Genomic DNA, 19,081 nt, shown 5'->3' with positions numbered 1-19,081 from the left:
GGTAATTATGGAAGACAACGAAAAACGCTTTGAACAAGATATTGAAACACATCTTTTAGATAAAGGATATATAAAACTATCAAGTTATGAATATGATATAGATAAAGGTCTATATCTTAATACTCTGATCAGTTTCATAAAATCAACACAAGAAAGATCATGAAGAAAACATGAAAAATATTATGGTGAAAGAGCAATTGAAGCATTTTATCAAAGACTGCAAAAATCAATTGATGAGCGCGGTCTACTAGATGTTATTAGAAAAGGTTTCGAAGACATGGGTACTAAATTTTTCTTATGCTTTTTTAAACCCGAAACAAAATTAAATGAAGAAACTGTGGATAAATACAACAAGAATATATTATCTGTTTCAAGACAATTTAAATATTCAAATCGTAATAATAATACAATTGATATGGTAATTAGTATTAATGGAATTCCATTAGTTGCACTTGAATTGAAAAATCAACTTAAAGGACAAGATTATAAAAACGCTATTAAACAATTTAAAGAAAATAGAGATCCAAGAGAGTTTGTTTTTAAACTTAATAATAGAATATTAATATATTTTGCCCTTGATCTATATGAAGTTTGAGTAAGTACTAAATTAGACGGTTACAAAACTGATTTTTTACCTTTTAACCAAGGAAGAAATGGATCAGGTAAAAGTGGTGCTTCAGGTAATCCTGAGAATAAGGAAGGTTATGCAACATCATATTTATGAGAAAACATTCTTGACAAAGATAATTTTCTAGATATTATTAACAAGTTTATTTCTAAACCAAAAGACCAGCAAAAAATCATTTTTCCTAGATTCCATCAATATGATGTAGTTAAAAAAGTTTTAACAGATGTAAAAGAAAACGGAGTAGGTAAAAATTATTTAATAGAACATAGTGCAGGATCAGGAAAATCCAACTCAATATCATGACTTGCTTATAGACTAGCTTCAATTCATGACAAAAATGATTTAATCATTTTTGATACAGTTATTATAGTAACTAACAGAATTGTCTTAGATTCACAACTTCAAGAAACTATTAAAACTTTTGAGCATACAAGAGGGCTGATAGAAACAATCGATCAACGCAAAGGATCAAAGGGACTAGTTGAAGCTATCAACGATAAAAAAAGAATTATAATTTGTACAATTCAAAAATTTTTACACGCTTACAAAGATTTTAAAAATATGAGTGGAAGAAATTTTGCAATTATCGTAGATGAAGCACACCTTGGACAAACTGGTGAAGCAGCAAGAAAACTAAGAAAAGGTTTAATAGATAAAAAAGAGGCGGTTAATAATTTAAGAGAAGAACATGAAATTGATGAATTAGATGAAGGCGGTGAACTTATTTATGAAATAATTTCACAAGGAAAACATAAAAATCAATCATTTTTTGCTTTTACTGCAACACCCAAAAACAAAACCATCGAACTATTCGGTAGACATAATCCAGAAAGTAAAAAAACAGAACCATTTCATGTTTATTCAATGCGACAAGCTATTGAAGAAGGTTTTATTTTAGATGTTCTTAAATACTATTCAACCTTTGAAGAACAAGCAAGGATTATTAAAACAACTGAAGATAATCCAGAAGTTTATAAAGATGATGCTAAGAAACAAATCTATAGATTAATAAAAAATGACAAGAACTTAATCAGAAGTAAAGTTGAATTAATTATGAATAATTTTTTAAGCCATGGTATTCATGAAATTGATAAAAAAGCTAAAGCAATGGTTGTAACAAGTTCTCGTTCTAGTGCTGTTAAATATTTTTTTGAAATCAAAAATTATCTACAAAGAAAATATGGAGATGCAAGTCAAATTGGTGTTTTAGTTGCCTTTTCTGGTGAAGTTAACCTTCACGGAAAAACTTACCGTGAAGCCGATTTAAACAAAGACAATAACGGCGACTTAATTAATACAGATAAAAAATTTAGAAAAATGTTCCATTCAGATCAATACAAAATTTTAGTTGTTGCTAATAAATATCAAACAGGTTTTGATGAACCATTATTGCATTCAATGTATATTGATAAAAAACTAATTGGTGTTAGTGCTGTTCAAACTTTATCAAGATTAAACCGTAAGTATCCTAAAAAAACAAGCACATTTGTAATGGATTTTGTAAATAAAAGCGAAGTCATAAAAAGTGCTTTTCAGCCTTTTTATGAAGCCACTTATTTAGAAGGTATTACTGATCCTAATATTGTTTATGATCTAAAAAATAAGATTTACGAATTTAACTTATACGATATTGAAACTGTAAACAAGTTTTATGAAATTGTAAAAGTTTCTCTTGAAGAACAAAATAAAGATGACCTTGGCAAGGCATCTAGTTTATTTATACCTATTGAAGAAAAATATAAATCACTGACTACTGCTGAGCAAAATAAGTATCGTGATCTACTTAATAAATTTAATCGTTTATATTTATATATAACGCAAATGATTCGAATTCACGATACACAGTTATTAAAAGACTATAGTTTTACTTCATATCTAGTAAGACTTTTACCTAAAACAGATTATGAAAAAATAAGCATATCCGATAAGGTGCAAATTGATTTCATAGATATTCATGAAACCTTTAAGGGGAGTATCGATCTTGAAAAAACATCCGCAGATTTATCTGTTGATAAAATTAAAAAAGATTTAAAAACTGAAAGACCAAAATCCACACTAGAGAAAATAATTGAAGAAGTAAATGATTTTTATGGTGATATAGTTGATCCTGATAAAAAAGCTATCGAATTTATTTACAATGAAATTTTAAATGACAGTGACTTAATGAAGAAAATACATAGTTACATAAAGAATAATGATCGGAACACATTCGTTGAAACATGATTTCCAACGCTTTTCTGAAACATAATAATTAACTCGTTACAAAAACACGGAGATAATTTCCCAGAAAAACTTCGTAAAGACGATGGTTTTACTAAGTTTGTAATGCAATTAATTGCTAAAAAAATATGAGATGAATTTACCAAACAAACAGATACATAGAAATTATTAAAAACTTGCAAAATTAATAAAATACAAAAACAGTTTTTCTTATCAAGTTTACTATGGAATTAGTTAATTTGGTTTTTAGAATTAATAACAACATATATTATTTATTATTCAAATTTTAAGATAAAGGGAGAAAATGTCAAATAGAACAGACACATTAATGGCATATGAAATAACTTTTACTCCATTAGTTAAGAAAAGTAGCAAAAAACAAACTATATTAGAAAATGATGCCGAATATATAAAAACAGATCCTGCTCTTAATTACAAATTAGATAGTTTTTTTGTTGATTTTTTGAAAGGAATAAAGGATAAGAATGTAACTAAAGATAGCCAAAAAATTGTATTGTGTGAGAGTATAAAAAAAGATCAAGAAAACGAAAATTCTCAAAGATTTTATATTAAAACAAATTGTGGAAGAAGGAATGTAGTAACTAAGATGGTGAACACTAAAAATTCAGAAACCACAGAACACATTTACAATGAAGAGTGATCTCCAACAATTGGTTATAATATTTTTGCATATCAAATTAAAGAAAAATATTATGCTGTTTTCCATAGAGAAAATAATAGTGGTTGCAAAACTGCCTTTTTAGAAGCAGTGAACCAAATAATTAAATCAAAAGGGGTAAGAATGAACTTAAATTTATTACTTCCTAATGCTAATAGTCATTATGATTATAATAAACCTGTAATCCCCAAAAAAATTAAATTGTTTTATAAAAAAAAGAATACTTCGGATGATATTGCAGATCATATTTCTAAAAAAAATAAACATAGACAAACGATTGTGAAAGAACTTACTTTATATTTAAAAGAACATGAAAATATTTTTGCTAAAAATATATTTGAAAAACTATGAAATAAATTAATTACTTGAGGACAAGCATTAAAAGAAATCCAGAATGAATTATCTGATGAATATAATTCAGCAAGTTTTTTTGTACAAATAGGCAAAAAAAGAAGATGAATAAGCTGAGAACAATTTGAAGATACTATAGGTGTTTATGATATTACTAAAGAATTTGATGAACTTAAAAAGAAAACTAATAACCCAATTGAAGCACTAGGTATATGTGCAGATAACTATCTATCTAATTTGCTAAAAGACTAAAATGCAATGATATCAATATTTACTTATAGTCGCAATGACTGTATTGTTGTTATTTGTTATAATAAATCGAAAAATTAGGCTTTTTTCCTTATTTGTGGATCAATTTAAGGTATTTGTTAAATATAACGATCAAAATGAAAAGCAAAAAATTTCTTGAAGAGATCTGATTGGTTTTATACTGTTTCCTCTAGTTACGTCATCTGCACTTGTGTGGGGATTTGAGTTTACTTTTTCAATTGAAGTTGCAAACCTCCTTACAACATTCTTTTCAATTATTTTCACTGTCTTATTTGGTGTAAGTTCTGTCTTGCTTGTTAGAACTAATTCAAATAATAAAATTGAAAGAAAAGCAATAATGGAAACATTTACATCAGTAGTAAATGCAATGCTTCTTTTAATTTTTTCAACTGTTCTACTTGTTGTTTATGTTTCTCAATATGGACAAGTAATTATTAATAAGATAATCAGTAATATTGTTATTTCTTTTTCTATAACATCACTATTACTAATACTTCTAGCTACAAAAAGAATTTATATTTCTTTTAAAGAGTCAAACACTTAAATATTTAAAATTTTACAAAAAAATAAGAGTTTCATTTTTTTAATCTCCAATCAGATATTGAAAATAATTATCATTTTAAATAGAGTATTTTTAATTAAATAAGGTTTTTGTGATCTTAATAATAATTTCTTTTAAAACAGGAATCGCCACAGAATTTCCGAACTGTTTATAAGCTTGATTAATGTTTTCATCTATTTTAAAATCTTCGGGGAAACCTTGCAATCTGGCACATTCTCTAGGAGTTAATTTTCTAATTTTTCCATTAATATAATAAGCACCAGTTCTTGAAGCAGAACCACCACCCCTAGCAGATAGTGTTATACCAATACCATTGATATCATAAATTCTGTCTCCTTGACCACCTTTATTTATAGTCCCAATTCTAACTATCTTTTTAGTTGGAAGGTTTACTATTTTTTCCTTGTTCAATACGAAGGATTTATTTTCAATAAAAAATCTTTTGTCAGTAAGATTTTCATTTTCTAAAATATCTTTGATTGTAACTATTTTATTTAAAGGCTTAGGAAACTCAAAATTTTTTATGTTTAAATCATTTCTAAAACATACAAAATAAAGTCTCTTACGTGATTGTGATACTCCAAAATCACTTGCATTTAATTCTTTTATAAAAACAGTGTAACCTTCTTTTTCAAGCAGTTTTATCATTAATTTAACTGTATTTGAATTATCATGTTTTGCTAAATTGGCAACATTTTCTAAAAAAATTATTCTTGATTTATGATGTTTAACGATACGAATAATTTCAAAAAATAAAGTACCTCTTGCATCATCAAAACCTAGTTGTTTACCTGAAATACTAAAAGCTTGACAAGGAAAACCTGCACATAAGATATCGTGTCTCGGAATGCATTCTGCATCAATTTTAGTAATATCTCCTTCAGGTCAATCACCATAATTATTAAAGTAAGTTTGTTTACAGAATTTATCTATTTCAGATGAAAATACACATTTTGCTCCATAACTTTGAAGTGCTTGTCTAAAACCACCTATTCCAGCAAACAGATCTATAAAAGTTCAATTATTAATGTTACTCATAATTTAATTAATTAAAATCCTCTGTTTATTTAGTAAATGACTAATAAAAACTTATTACATGTTTGTAATAAGTAAGTTCTATATTAAATTCTTTTTCAAATCTAAAAAGCGATTTTTAGTAAGTTCAAGATATTCTAATTCGCTATCGATTCCTATGTATTTACGATTTAATTTGTTTGCAGCGATTCCTGTTGTTCCTGAACCGTTAAAGCAATCAAGCACAAGATCATTTTCTTTTGTGCTAGCTAAAATTAAGCGCTCTAAAACTGAAAGTGGTTTTTGTGTTGGGTGTTTACCAAATTTTTTCTCAGATGGAGTTGGTAAATTCAATAACCAAACATCCTTCATTTGTTTGCCTCCATTGATTTCTTTCATCAAGGCATAATTATAAAAATGTTTACCTTTAGTTTTAGCAGTCAGTTGTTTTCTTGCTCAAATAATTGTTTCAGTTGAATTAGTAAAAGAGCGTCCTGCTAAATTAGGCGTAGGATTTGGTTTTTGTCAAGTTATATTATTAATAATTGAATAACCTTCAAGTTCTAAAGCAACACCAACTGTATAAATATTATGATATGTACCACTAATTCAGATGGTACCATCATCAGTTAAAACTTCTCGACATAGTCTTAATCATTCACGATTAAACTCTAGTTTTTCTTCGATAGTTTTAGTTTCATCTCATTTACCTTTATGATTAACCACTTGTTTACCACTATGACAACTGATGCCATTGTTACTTAGAAAATAGGGAGGGTCTGCAAAAATCATGTTAACTGATCTAGGTTCTAAGGTTTTTAGAATCTGAAATGAATCACCTTGAAAAAGTTTAAAATTTTCAGCTTCAAAAAACACATTTTGATCATCAAATGTGTTTTTAAAAATAGGTGTTTGAACTGATTTAGTCTTTGTAATCATCTTAAAATAACTCCCTCTTTATTAATTAAATTATTAGTTTCTCTAATCTCTATTTGTCATTATATCTTTTTTAAAAGTGCTCGTTAATAAAAACTTAACTTTTATAAAACTAGTCAAAAAATACTAACTAAACAAGGTTCAAATTCCTGTGCAGTTTCATCATAGAACCTAACTTACAAATTAATTTGATTAAATTAGCAAATTAATTTAGTTATGGGTATTATTTTTATATGTATAAAAAAATCGAACTAAGCGACACCTTAATTGCCGAAGCAATTAACGGTGAACTAAATAGACAAGCAAGTCATATTGAACTGATTGCTAGTGAAAACTTTGTCTCTGAAGATGTTTTAAAAGCAACAGGAAGTGTTTTAACTAATAAATACGGAGAAGGTTATCCAGGTAGAAGATATTATGGAGGCGCTGAATTTATCGACAAAGTCGAAAATTTAGCAATTGAAAGAGCTAAAAAATTATTTAATGTTAAACATGTGAATGTGCAACCTTATTCAGGATCTGTTGCTAATGCTAGCGCTTTAGCAACACTAGCAAAACCAGGAGCTAAAATTTTAGGAATGTCTTTATCTAGTGGAGGACATTTAACTCATGGTTATCATATTTCTTTTTCAGGTGTTTTTTATGAAGCACATAGTTATGATGTTGATGAAAATGGTTTTCTAGATTATGATTTAGTAGAAAAAAGAGCATTAGAAGTAAAACCTGAAGTAATTATTACAGGTTATTCAGCTTATCCTAGAGTAATTGATTTTAAAAGATTTAGGCAAATAGCTGATAAAGTAGGAGCAAAGTTATTTGCTGATATTTCTCATATTGCAGGACTTGTAGTTGCCAATGAGCATGATTCACCAATTGAACATGCTCATTTGACAATGACTACTACTCATAAAACACTGCGTGGTGCGCGTGGAGCAATTTTAATGACAAATGATGATGAAATTGCTAAGTTAATGAACCGTTGAGTTTTCCCGGGTTATCAAGGTGGACCTTTATTTCATGCAATCGCAGGTAAAGCAGTTGCTTTTCATGAAGCACTGCAGCCTGGGTTTAAAACTTATGCGCAAAATGTCAAGAAAAATGCTAGAGCTATGGCAAATGAATTTATGAACTTAAAAGTACCTGTGATTACAGGTGGTACTGATAATCATTTATTTACAATTAATGTTTTAAAAGGTTATGGCATTAGTGGTAAAGAAGCAGAATTAACGCTTGATAAGGTCAATATTACAACTAATAAAAATACCATTCCCCATGATACTTTAAAACCAATGATTGCTAGTGGAGTAAGAATTGGTAGTGCAGCTATGACAAGTCGTGGTTTTGATGAAAACACTTTTATAGAGGTTGCTAGAATTATAGATCAAGCCTTAAAAAACTATACAAACTTAGAAGTTTTAAAAAACTTAAAAGCAAAAGTTCTAGAAATTACTAGCAAACATCCACTTAAAAAAAGTTACTTTTAAATAACTTTAAACAACTATTTTAGATATTGAAAAACACTTAGACAAAAAGCAATTACTTGCCAGTGTCTAAGTGTTTTTTGTATTCTTTATAGTTATTCAGCTGGTTCAACTTCTACTTCTACTTCTTGAGCTTTTGAAGAAATAATTTTATTTGAATTTTCTGCTAGTTCACTGTCACTTACTAATAGCATGAAGATTCCACCTAAAATACCATTGAAAAACATTGCTAGAATTGCTGGTACTGTAAGTTCACTTTTATCTGTTGCAGTTCTAAGTTTTTTAAAGCTAGATGCGCTGTAAAAATAGGAATAATTGCTCAAAAATTAAAGATTGTGCCAATAATTATAAATACTTTTGCTAGACCTTTCATATGTCCCCTTTCTTAATTATAATTGTTTTTAAATTATACGACCAAAGGCAGATACTTTGCAATTTTTTTGAAAGTATCTAGTTGAAAAATCCAAAATTTATAAAAGTGCCTGAATTTCGCTTACTTTATCTAGTTTTTCTCAAGGTGCTTTCTTTTCAGAGCGACCAACATGACCAAAAACTGCTAGTTTTTTATATGAAATATTTTTCATATCAAATTGATCAATAATACCTTGCACACTTAGATCAAAAACTTTTTCAATAATTTCAACGATTTTTTCTTTAGCAATTTTTTCACTATTAAAAGTTTCAATATAGTAAGAAATCGGTGTTTTTCTTCCTATTACATAAGCAATTTGTAGTTCTAACTTATCAGCAACACCTGCTGCTACTAAGTTTTTAGCAACTCATCTTGCAGCATAGGCACCACTACGGTCTACTTTTGAATAGTCTTTACCACTAAAAGCACCACCACCATGGCGAGCAGCACCACCATAAGTATCAACAATAATTTTTCTTCCAGTTAAACCTGTATCGGCAATCGGACCACCCAGTGAAAAAGGTCCTTTATGATTAATGAAGATTTCAAAATCTTCATTAAGATTAAATTCTTTAACAACTGGATCAATAATCAATCTTTTAACATTTTTCTTAAATTTTTCAACATCCAGGTTTTCTTGATGTTGCAGTGCTAAAACCAGTTTAGCAATTTTAGTAGGTTTACCTTCTTCATAAGCTAAAGTTACTTGACTTTTCATATCAGCTTTTAATTCTTTAATCTGATGATGTTTTCTAACTCTTTCAGCAACTTTTAAAAATCTATGAGCTAAAGTTATGGCAAGCGGCATGTAGTTAGCAGTTTCATTAGTTGCATAACCATACATAATCCCTTGATCACCTGCGGCGATTTCACTATCATGATCAACTAAAGCAGAAATTTCGCTAGATTGAGAATTAACTGAAGAAACGATTGAAAAATCGTTTTCAGAATAACCTAGATCAAATAAAACTGATCAGGCAATTTTAACAACGTCAACATAAGCATGGGTATTAATTTCACCACCAATTACGATTAAACGGTTAGTTGCAAAAACTTCAACTGCAACACGAGAATCTTTATCCTTTTTTAAAAGTTCATCTAAAATAGCATCAGCAATTTGGTCACAAATTTTGTCAGGATGACCTTTACCAACGCTTTCGGCACTAATATAATTAATCATTTTTCACCTCTTTAATAAAATATCTTAAACAATCATAACTAATTTTTAAGGCTTTTGTTAGCAATTATTTTCAGCCTTATAAAAACGCTCATCGTTTTTGAATTTGTTATTCTATTTTTTTATATAATAAAATTTATGAATTTTAAATTTTGAGTAAGGAAACTTTTAAGAATAACTAAGCTTAATCGAGTTATTTTCTATATTCAAAAAATTAGAAGGGGAATCATCCCTTCAAGGTATATTTTTTTCATTTACTTATTAATAACAATCGGTTTTGCAGGTATCTTATCAATTCCAGCGATGCATCAAGATGGTAAAGATATTAGTTTTTTGGCAGCCTTATTTACCTCTGCTTCATCTTTTTCAGATACAGGATTAGTAACGGTAAGTACGTTTGATTCTTGAACTATGGGCGGCCAGGCCGTGATTGCAATTTTAATATTATTTGGAGGTTTTGGGGTCTTTACCTTAAAAATCTTCATTTTCAACTACGTTTTAAGGCTTAATTCAGGTGTTGATGAGCGTGAATTAGTTAATACAGAGCGTGGAACGGCTAATATTGGGGCTTTATCAGAAGTTATTATTACATCAATAACTTTCTTATTAGTGATCATTTTTATAGGCGGAATCGGCTTTTCACTATTTTTCTACTACGGTACACCTTCATCAACTTATGCAGAATCATTAGGTAGTGGTTATGTAGGAATCGTGGCAACGGGTGATTTATCAATGGCGTTTAGACAAGGGTTTTTCCATATGATCAGCACCATTAATAACGCAGGTTTTGACATTCTTTCATCACATTCTTTAGCTGGTTATTACCAAAATCATGTCTTTTTATTTTTTACAATTGTAATCTTTGTAATCGGGGGAATTGGTTATCCTGTTATTTATGATTTATCAAGGCACTTTAGGATTTGAATTAAAAAATTACGTAATACGTATTTTTTAAAAAATAAAGAAACTTATTTTCCCAAGATTCGTTTTTCACTATTTACGAAGTTAACTTTAGTAACTTATTTTTCAGTCGGAATCACAATGGTGGTTTTAACAATTGCTTTTGAAGCAACGAGCAAAAACCCTAATACCATCTGAAACGATCCGATTTACGGTTCGTATGAAGATAAAGTTTTCAACATTATTTTTAATGTGGCAGCCACTCGTTCTGCAGGTTTTCAGACAGCAAGTTTTAGTAGTTTTACAGAGGCTAGCACAATTTTAGGAAGTATTGGAATGTTCATCGGTGCATCTCCTTCTTCAACAGGTGGTGGAATTAGAACAACCACTTTTGCAATTGTGCTTTTATCATTATGATCTAAGTTAACAGGTAGACCTAGTGTAAGGATTTTTAAACGTAGAATAAGTGATGAAACTGTACGCATGAGTTTTGTCGTACTTGCTTTATCAGTTATTTTAGTCTTTTTAATTTCCTTTGTTGTGGCTTCTTCTTTATCAGTTTTTGGAGGTCAAATTCCTTCACAAGTTTCTGAAGCAGTTAACGGCAATAACACAACTATCTTTACTTTTAATCATATTATTTTTGAAGTCTCATCAGCCTTTGGAACGACAGGTTTAACCCCTGGAATTACACCACTTTTAAATATACCTAGTCAGCTAGCAATTATCTTTACTATGTTTATCGGGCAGCTTGGAATTTCTTCAACCGTACTTGCTTGAAGAAGTTCAAAACGCAAAGAAAATGCTTACGAGTATTTGGAAGAAGGTATTTCAATCGGTTAATGTCTTTATCAGTATGAAGATGTTATAAAATAGTAAAAAAATTGCTATAATTGTTGCACCTATGAAATCATATTTATTAGCACCCGGGCCAACAAACGTGCCCGAAAGATTTTTAAAGTGTCTTTTTGAAGACCTTGAACATCATAGAACTAGCAAATTTGACAATCTAGTTCAAGAAAACGAAAAGAAAATTAATGCCATTGTTAATAATACTAATGGTAGAAGTTTTGTTTTAACAGCATCAGGTTCAGCTGCACTAGAAGCAATTGCACAAAATTTTACTAAGCCAAAAGATACTGTTTTAGCAATCAATATTGGTTATTTTTCAGAACTTTTTGCTTCAATTTTAAAATCAGCAGATTTAAATGTAATTGAATTAAGAAGTGAATGAGGAAAAACTGTTGATGCTGAAATAATTGAAAGAACCATTCAAAATAATCCTGAAATCACTCATATTTTTGCAGTTCAAAGTGAAACTTCAACAGGAGTTTTAAATGACTTAGAAAGCATCGGAAAAATTGCCAAAAAATACAAATTATTTTTTGGTGTAGATGCTATTTCGGGGTTACTCTTTAACCCTTTACACATGACTCAATGGGGCATTGATGCAGTCGCAGGAGCATCCCAAAAAGGTTTTAATTTGCCACCAGGAGTTTCCTTTGTAAGTTTTAGCCAATACGCATATGAAAACTTTTATAAAGCAAAAGCAACTAACAATTGATACTTCAATCTAGGTAGATATTTTAAATATAATGATCCATTTAAAAGTCTAGCAAGAGCAGTAGCAATTACTCCTCAAACACCTGCTATTAGCATGATCAGATGTTTAGGAAGATCACTAGATGAAATCTTAAAGCAAGGTTTAGTTGCAAAGCAAAAAAATCAGGTTAAAAAGTATCAATACTTAGAAAAAGAATTATTAGAAATCGGTTTTGAAAACGTAGTCAGAACTGAAAAACATAAATCACGCAGTTTAATTGTTGTCAAAAATGACACAATTAACTTACAAGATTTTCTAGATATGCTATTCAAGGATTCACACATTTATATTGCTAATGCTTTAACCTTTTGAGAAAAAACAGCCATTAGAATCGGTTTATTAAGTGAACTTGATGAATATGACTTAGATCATATTATTCAGAGAATGGCTTTAGCAGTTAGAAAAGTGAAAATGAAAGCTAAAGAAAAAGAAAGAGATTAATATGAAAAATCTAAGTGAACAAGAAATTGTTAGAAGAGAAAAAGCCGAAAAAATTCGTGCTTTAGGTATTAATCCCTGAAATAATTTTGATAACAAAAAACTAACACATAATAGTAAACAATTACATGAATTGTTTAATTTAAGAAGTAAAGAAGCCTTACATCTTGAAAATCATATTGTCACAATTGCTGGAAGAATTATGACAATTAGAGAGCCGTTTTTTGTAATTCAAGATCCTTATGGCAGAATGCAAGCCTACTTTAATCGTAAAACCTTAACTGATTATGAAAAGTTATTTGACCTATTAGATATTGGTGATATTGTTTATATTACTGGTTCAGTTATGAAAACTAATAAGGGTGAATTGACTGTTAGAGTTTCTCATTTAGAGTTATTAACTAAAAGCTTAATTGCTTTACCTGAAAAGTTTCACGGTTTAAAAGATACGGAAGAGCGTTATCGTAAACGTTATGTCGATTTAATTGTTAATGAATCAGTTAGAGAAACCTTTAGAACGCGTAGCAAAATCATTTCTTTAATTAGAAATTATTTTGATAATCTAGATTTTCTTGAAGCTGAAACACCTATTTTACACTCTGTTTTAGGTGGGGCAAATGCTAAACCATTTTTAACTCATCATAATGCTCTAAATCAAAGATTCAATTTAAGAATTGCAACTGAATTACCACTAAAACAGCTTATAGTTGGTGGTTTTGCAGGTGTTTATGAAATTGGTAGAATTTTTAGAAATGAAGGAATTGATACAACTCATAATCCAGAATTTACTTCAATTGAATTTTATCAAGCCTATGGAAACATGGAAAGTATTTTAGATATTACAGAAGGTGTTTTCAAGTATTTAGCGATTAAACTAAACAAGCAGCAAATTGAATACAAAGGTGTTAAAATTGACTTTACAAAGCCGTTTAAACGTTTAAATATGGTTGATGCAGTATCAAAAGCAACTGGTTATGATTTTAGAAATCTTAAGTTAGATTTAGCACTAGAAGTTGCTAAAAAACATAAGATTAAAATTGAAAAATATTATACAGTTGGGCACATTATTAACGAGCTATTTGAAGTACTAATCGAAGAAACCTTATTAGAACCAACATTTGTTTACGGTCACCCAATTGAGATTTCTCCACTAGCAAATAAAAATCCACATGACCCACGTTTTACTGATCGTGCAGAATTATTTATTGCTAAAAAAGAATATGCTAACTTATTTACCGAGTTAAGTGATCCGCTTGATCAAAGAAAAAGATTTGAAGATCAACTTGCAGAAAAAGCAGCAGGTAATGATGAAGCAACTGAAATCGATGAAACATTCTTAAATGCTCTAGAATACGGAATGCCACCAGCAGGTGGAAGTGGTATTGGAATTGACAGATTAGTAATGCTATTTACAAATCAAGAATCAATTCGTGAAGTACTTTTATTCCCTACTTTAAAAGATGAAAAATAGTTCCTAAAAAGAACTATTTTTATTTTTCTAAAAATAGCAACATGTACTATGTTTTGGATTATTTTTTACCCAAAACCATATACAGGTTAATACTTTTTAAAATCTCTGAAACTATATACAGGTATAACATTTTTAATTTTATTAGTAGAACAGGATATAAAAAAATCAGCAGTAATTTTACTTGCTGATTCGTTTTTTATTTTGAAGATAAGTTAACTTTTTCGCTAACTATTTCTCATTTACTGTCGCTACCTTCAAGAATGAATTCTCTTGTTTCTTCATTTTGAATTAGATCTGCAACTCTCATTAAAGATGTTCTAATTGATGTTTTTAAGTCGGTGCTGTTATCTAATAATTTTGCTCGATTAATGTCTCTTGCAAAAATTGTAATAGTAACAACATTTTCAAATTCATAATCTGCAGAGACTCTTCCGATCATGACTTCTGCATGTGAACCGACAACTCGTTTGAATACTTCTTTAACTTTTTTAATTTTGTTTTCGTTTAAGAATGTACCTTGAACAATTAAAAAGAATTTTTCACTTGCAGAGTGTGCACCCCTAAAAATAGAACTTGTTAATGCTTTAAATAATGCTTTTTCAAAACGGTCTTCTTTATCGTTTGAAGTTCCTTGTGAAACTAATCAAACATCAGGATTTTTGTCTTGTCTAGTAAGAGATAAAGCTTTTAATCTTGCATATAATTGTGGATTATTAGTAATGTCGTTAAAGGTTCCAATTAATGATTCTGAAATTGAATTTAATCCCTGAATTACATATTGATCACGTTTTAAAATACTTGGATTTACAAAAGATTCAATTAAATGAATTTCATGCAAGTCAATTAAAATTGCTTTTTTAGCAGTTATTAGGTTTCTTAAATCTCTTAATACAGAAGTAAGTTTTACACTATTTACAATTGAATTTACTTGAATGAAAAACACTAAAATATTATTGTCATTCATGTATCTTAGAAATTCTCTCGCATAGTTAATTGAATCAAGATCTCTTGTGTTTAAAGGGATAATTAAAACATCTGTTTTACCTAGAAAATTTTTAATTACTTCTTGATTTTTTTGCAAAGTAATAAGTGGTTTTTCAATTAAGGTAACTTCTGAATTTTTTCTTTTAATTCATGAAACAAAAATTTCTGGACTAGATAAAACGCCTTCTAAGTTCCTCTCTGCTTCACCAAAACGCATGTATGAAATATTTACTCTTCATTCGCTTTTGATATTGTAAAGACCATTTGTCTTATGATCACCAAAAGCTAAAACAGAAATATTTGGTAAGTAGTTATTTTTGTTCTTCATCATTATCCTTTTTGAAACCCTGTAATTTTTACTGAATATGTTTGTTGAATTGTTCCTTTTGTTAATAATACAGAAACTTCAACTTCTCCAGATGCACGGGCTGCATCACCTGTAGCAATTCCGTTAACTCTATGAACTACTCCATTGACATCACTATAAACTGGTTCACCATTAACAATTGTTTCAGTTAAACCTGCAACGTTTTTAAAGTCAAATTGAGCCATTGTCAAGGTTGAAACAGCACTGTTTTGTTTAGTTTGTCCTGCTGAAGGCGTAAAGTTAGGTACAACTTTTTTGCTAATAGCAGCACTTAATGCAGCATTAGAATTCATAAATCCTGTTAAGGTGTATTCTCTTGAAGATGTTGCACCTGAAGATTCACCTGTAATTTTAACTGTTAATTCTTCATTAGAATTTGAAACAGTTACGATTTCACTTGCTGTTAGTGAAATATTTTTTGAGACATTTCCAAAAGGACTTTTTACTACTGCTGTTGCAGGATTAACTACTAGATTTGTAACGTTAACCATGTCTGCTGGTGTAGTTGAATTAGCAACTGTTGTACTATTATTTTGTAAATGAATGCTTCCAACTTCAACTTCTGTTTCTAAGTAAGTTGCAATTAGATCTGAAGTTGATAATAACCCACTTGTTTTAGGAACTGTAATTGTAAAAGGATCGCTGAAGATGGTTGAACTTTGTCCATTGTCTGCAGTTGTAGTTGTTAATTGTAGATACATTCTAACTTTTAAAGTACCTGCAATATCATCAATATCTGTAATTGCTTCACTAATATTAGTAATTGCTGGTGTACTTTCATTAACTGTTGAAAGTCCATTTCTTACTAGGTTAAAAGTAATGTTTGGTAAACTAGCTTCACGCACACCTGCAATTAATTCAACTGCATTTAAGAAGGCTAATGGGAAATTATTAGCATCAACATCGATAGAAGTTCCTGCTTTTAAGGCTGCTAATTCTGAAGGTAAATAAGTTTTTTTGTTTTTCAGATCAAAGTTAACTTTGTTGTCTGTAAATTTCTTATTAAGTAGCGCTTTCATGGTGAATAGCCCTGTTTTTTGCATTTCAAAACGGTGGCTTGCTCTTGCATCACCTTCACCTTTAGTTGCTAAAACAGTTAAGGTTGCTAAACCTTGAACATCATTAATTTTAGTGATAGTTTCAATTTTATATTCGATATTATCTGCAGAACCAATTACAGCACTAGGACTTGAAATTGTAAAGTTTGCTGTTTGTAATTGTGAAGGTAAAACAAATTGTGAACCTTCGGTTAATTCAGCGCTTCCTAGTGAAGAAATTTCATTTCTAATAGCGATTAAGTTATCTGTTAAGGTTGATTTAAAACCATCTGCAGTGAATGTATATTTACGTAAAGTTCCTACACCTGTTGATGATTTAACTTCAACTTCACCACTAACTTTTCCTGTTATTGCAGCATCAGGATCTGGTGTAATTGAAACAACTGATAAAGATAAACTAGGATCAATTCCTGCAGCAACTAAATCTGCTTGACTAAATTGAAAGTTATTAGTTGTTAAAGCAGAAGGTAAGGTGTTTTCTTTAGTTGCAGTTGAACCTTGTCCTGCAGAAACCGCAACATATGAAGGCTGTAATCTTGTATTATATGCTGTTGCGATTAAACGGTTAGTGTTTAAAGCATCTGAAACAAAACCATTTTCTTCGAAAGTAATTACTTTGCTATATTTTTGACCATTAATTAGTTTTATATTTAAATATAAACTAAAAATACCTAATGTATCATTTGCATCAGCAATTTCACCTGTAGTTCCATCACCTGTTGAAGTTGTAAATTCAAATTCAACACCGTTAGTTGATGCAGGTTGACTAATTGCAAAAACCTTTTTTAAGCTTTCTAATTTAGTAGCAACTGTTGCATTTGAACCATTAATTAATGTCAATAATTCTGATGGTTTTAAACTTGCTTTATCACCGTGAATACTTGAATCGTAGGTAATTGATAATAATGAATTAGCGTTTGCTTCTTGGGCATTATTATATGAATCGACTAGTTTGAAGTCACTTGCTGATAAAAATCCACGCATTGCAACTGTAAAACTTTTTTGTGAATTAGCTAAAATTTTGTCAATTAAAAGCACTGTAATTGTTGCTGAAGTGGGATTAGTTGAATCTGATTGAACAGATGTTAATTCAACTCCAAAATTTCTAATGTAAGCAAAGTTTTCTCGCCCTTGCTCTGTTTGTGGGTTATAAAATGCTAGTAAATCTTGAGGTAATTGGCTAGCATATGTACTGAATAAACCAGCAATTTTATTAAATGAAAGTTCAGCAAATGCTTGTGAACTATTGAAGGTACGTTTGAAGTTTTCAACATCATTTGAACCATAAATTAAATTATCATCAACATTAACGAATTGATTAGAAAATAATCCATGTGGTGTTTGCGCAGCTAAATTAGTTTGCGCTCAGTTAATCAGTGCAATAAAATTAGTTAATTGTTCTTGAGAAACTTCTAAAGATGTTTTAAATCCTATTAAAGGAACAAATAATTCTACGTTATCAAATTGATTAGGATTAGCAGCAGTAGGAGAAATTACGATTTTTAAAGTAACTGTTCCTGATCCATTATTATCACTTGCATAAGAATCGATTTCACTATTAAATTGAATTAATTCACCAGTAGGTAGAGTGAATTGATTTGTAAGATTTGCACTTGATAATCTAAAACTTGATTGTAATTGTGCTTTAGTATAATTTTTAATTTCTGAAGGAAGAATTGATTTTTGTGGTGAAGAAGAAATTCATGAAAGTGTTGGTACATAACTAGAACCATTATGGAAATAGTTATTAACTCCTGCCTGAATTACATTGTAAACTCCAGTTGCAACATAGTCATAACTTCCTGTTTCATTACCTGAAGTTACAGTAACTCTAACAGTTACTGTATTAGGAGTTGTCGCTGCAATTGCTAGTGAATATGTTTCACCAAATTGTGATTTTGGCAAGTTAAAATCAGCAACTGTAATTTCTTCAGCATTTTTAGTAGTAGGTGCTTTACCATCAACTGTTGCTCAAGTTAAATTTGGTTTTTCGCTGATGATTTTTTGCACTGCATTTGCATCATCAACTTTAAAACCAGTAATTAGTTGTTTAAATTGACCACTAATTACTGGTTCAGTTGTATCAAATTTTCTTGAAATAGTATAAGTTAATTCAACTGCGTTAACTCCTGCAACTGCAAAACTATCTTTTGTAATTGTTCACCCTTGTGAACTAAAATCTGTTTCAGGCATTTTAGAAGTAATGTTAAAATTTGCTAGTGTCAATAATGATGAACTATTAACAACTCCTGCTTGTAAAGGTACATTTGTTGTACCAGTAAATTCAGGTGCGTTTACTCATTGATTGTTAAAAACAGCAATTTCAGCTTCTCTACTTTTACGTGCTTCAGGGCTAATTGTACCTTCACTTTTAGGTTGAGCATTAATTGCGATTCCTGCTGCAATTCCAGCAACTACAGGAATTGCTACTAAAGTAGATGCTGCCGTGATAATAAGAACTTTTCTCTTCATGTTTCTCCATTATGTAAAAATACTCATAAAATGAGTATTAAAAATTTTCTTTAATTAT

General features: G+C 29.6%; 13 protein-coding genes. 7 read left to right on the top strand and 6 right to left on the bottom strand.

The features are described from left to right. Nucleotides 1-7 precede the first annotated feature (7 nt). The 3 genes from CJF60_RS02830 (at nucleotide 8) to CJF60_RS02820 (ending at nucleotide 4,692) form a co-directional block, all read left to right on the top strand. Nucleotides 8-3,010, top strand: a complete 3,003-nt coding sequence (locus CJF60_RS02830; RefSeq protein ID WP_084232021.1) for a type I restriction endonuclease subunit R — start codon at nucleotides 8-10, stop codon at nucleotides 3,008-3,010. A 142-nt stretch (nucleotides 3,011-3,152) separates the two neighbouring features. Next, complete coding sequence (locus tag CJF60_RS02825; protein WP_084232022.1) at nucleotides 3,153-4,130, top strand: hypothetical protein; 978 nt, start codon at nucleotides 3,153-3,155, stop codon at nucleotides 4,128-4,130. Nucleotides 4,131-4,224: 94 nt separating this feature from the next. Continuing rightward, nucleotides 4,225-4,692, top strand: coding sequence for a hypothetical protein (locus CJF60_RS02820; RefSeq protein WP_143823384.1), 468 nt, complete (start codon nucleotides 4,225-4,227; stop codon nucleotides 4,690-4,692). Between the two features lie 90 nt (nucleotides 4,693-4,782). On the opposite strand, the gene CJF60_RS02815 is transcribed toward CJF60_RS02820, so the two are convergent. Both CJF60_RS02815 and CJF60_RS02810 read right to left on the bottom strand, forming a co-directional pair. Next, nucleotides 4,783-5,748 (bottom strand): DNA cytosine methyltransferase, encoded by a 966-nt coding sequence (locus CJF60_RS02815; RefSeq protein ID WP_095279135.1) that lies wholly within the window; start codon nucleotides 5,746-5,748, stop codon nucleotides 4,783-4,785. Between the two features lie 78 nt (nucleotides 5,749-5,826). Continuing rightward, complete coding sequence (locus CJF60_RS02810) at nucleotides 5,827-6,663, bottom strand: DNA-methyltransferase (protein ID WP_084232024.1); 837 nt, start codon at nucleotides 6,661-6,663, stop codon at nucleotides 5,827-5,829. Between the two features lie 230 nt (nucleotides 6,664-6,893). Between CJF60_RS02810 and glyA the strand changes: the two genes are divergently transcribed. Beyond that, nucleotides 6,894-8,144, top strand: coding sequence for a serine hydroxymethyltransferase (glyA, locus tag CJF60_RS02805; protein ID WP_084232025.1), 1,251 nt, complete (start codon nucleotides 6,894-6,896; stop codon nucleotides 8,142-8,144). 92 nt (nucleotides 8,145-8,236) lie between these two features. Here glyA and CJF60_RS05155 read toward each other — a convergent pair whose 3' ends face one another. After that, complete coding sequence (locus tag CJF60_RS05155; protein WP_143823385.1) at nucleotides 8,237-8,464, bottom strand: hypothetical protein; 228 nt, start codon at nucleotides 8,462-8,464, stop codon at nucleotides 8,237-8,239. Nucleotides 8,465-8,611: 147 nt separating this feature from the next. After that, nucleotides 8,612-9,733 (bottom strand): methionine adenosyltransferase, encoded by a 1,122-nt coding sequence (gene metK / locus CJF60_RS02800; protein WP_084232026.1) that lies wholly within the window; start codon nucleotides 9,731-9,733, stop codon nucleotides 8,612-8,614. 135 nt (nucleotides 9,734-9,868) lie between these two features. Between metK and CJF60_RS02795 the strand changes: the two genes are divergently transcribed. The 3 genes from CJF60_RS02795 to lysS all read left to right on the top strand — a co-directional run bounded on the left by CJF60_RS02795 (nucleotide 9,869) and on the right by lysS (nucleotide 14,142). Continuing rightward, the gene (locus CJF60_RS02795) at nucleotides 9,869-11,473 is read left to right on the top strand and encodes a TrkH family potassium uptake protein (protein ID WP_084232027.1); all 1,605 of its coding nucleotides are present in this window, start codon (nucleotides 9,869-9,871) and stop codon (nucleotides 11,471-11,473) included. A gap of 61 nt (nucleotides 11,474-11,534) precedes the next feature. After that, nucleotides 11,535-12,674 carry a pyridoxal-phosphate-dependent aminotransferase family protein gene (locus CJF60_RS02790; RefSeq protein ID WP_084232028.1) on the top strand — a complete coding sequence of 380 codons (1,140 nt, stop codon included), beginning with the start codon at nucleotides 11,535-11,537 and terminating at the stop codon, nucleotides 12,672-12,674. A 1-nt stretch (nucleotide 12,675) separates the two neighbouring features. Next, nucleotides 12,676-14,142 (top strand): lysine--tRNA ligase, encoded by a 1,467-nt coding sequence (lysS, locus tag CJF60_RS02785; RefSeq protein ID WP_084232029.1) that lies wholly within the window; start codon nucleotides 12,676-12,678, stop codon nucleotides 14,140-14,142. 196 nt (nucleotides 14,143-14,338) lie between these two features. Here the strand turns inward: lysS and p42 are convergent, their stop codons facing one another. Both p42 and CJF60_RS02775 read right to left on the bottom strand, forming a co-directional pair. Then, a complete protein-coding gene (gene p42, locus CJF60_RS02780; protein ID WP_084232030.1) occupies nucleotides 14,339-15,454 on the bottom strand; it encodes a gliding machinery protein P42 in 1,116 nt (371 codons plus the stop codon). A gap of 2 nt (nucleotides 15,455-15,456) precedes the next feature. After that, nucleotides 15,457-19,023: a lipoprotein 17-related variable surface protein gene (locus CJF60_RS02775; RefSeq protein WP_084232031.1), complete on the bottom strand. Its 3,567-nt coding sequence runs from the start codon at nucleotides 19,021-19,023 to the stop codon at nucleotides 15,457-15,459. Nucleotides 19,024-19,081 lie beyond the last annotated feature (58 nt).

This window comes from Mycoplasmopsis agassizii (assembly GCF_002272945.1).
GTDB lineage: Bacteria > Bacillota_I > Bacilli_A > Mycoplasmatales > Metamycoplasmataceae > Mycoplasmopsis_B > Mycoplasmopsis_B agassizii.
Note: the sequence above shows the minus strand (reverse complement) of the source record. Positions and strands in the feature narration are given on the sequence as shown.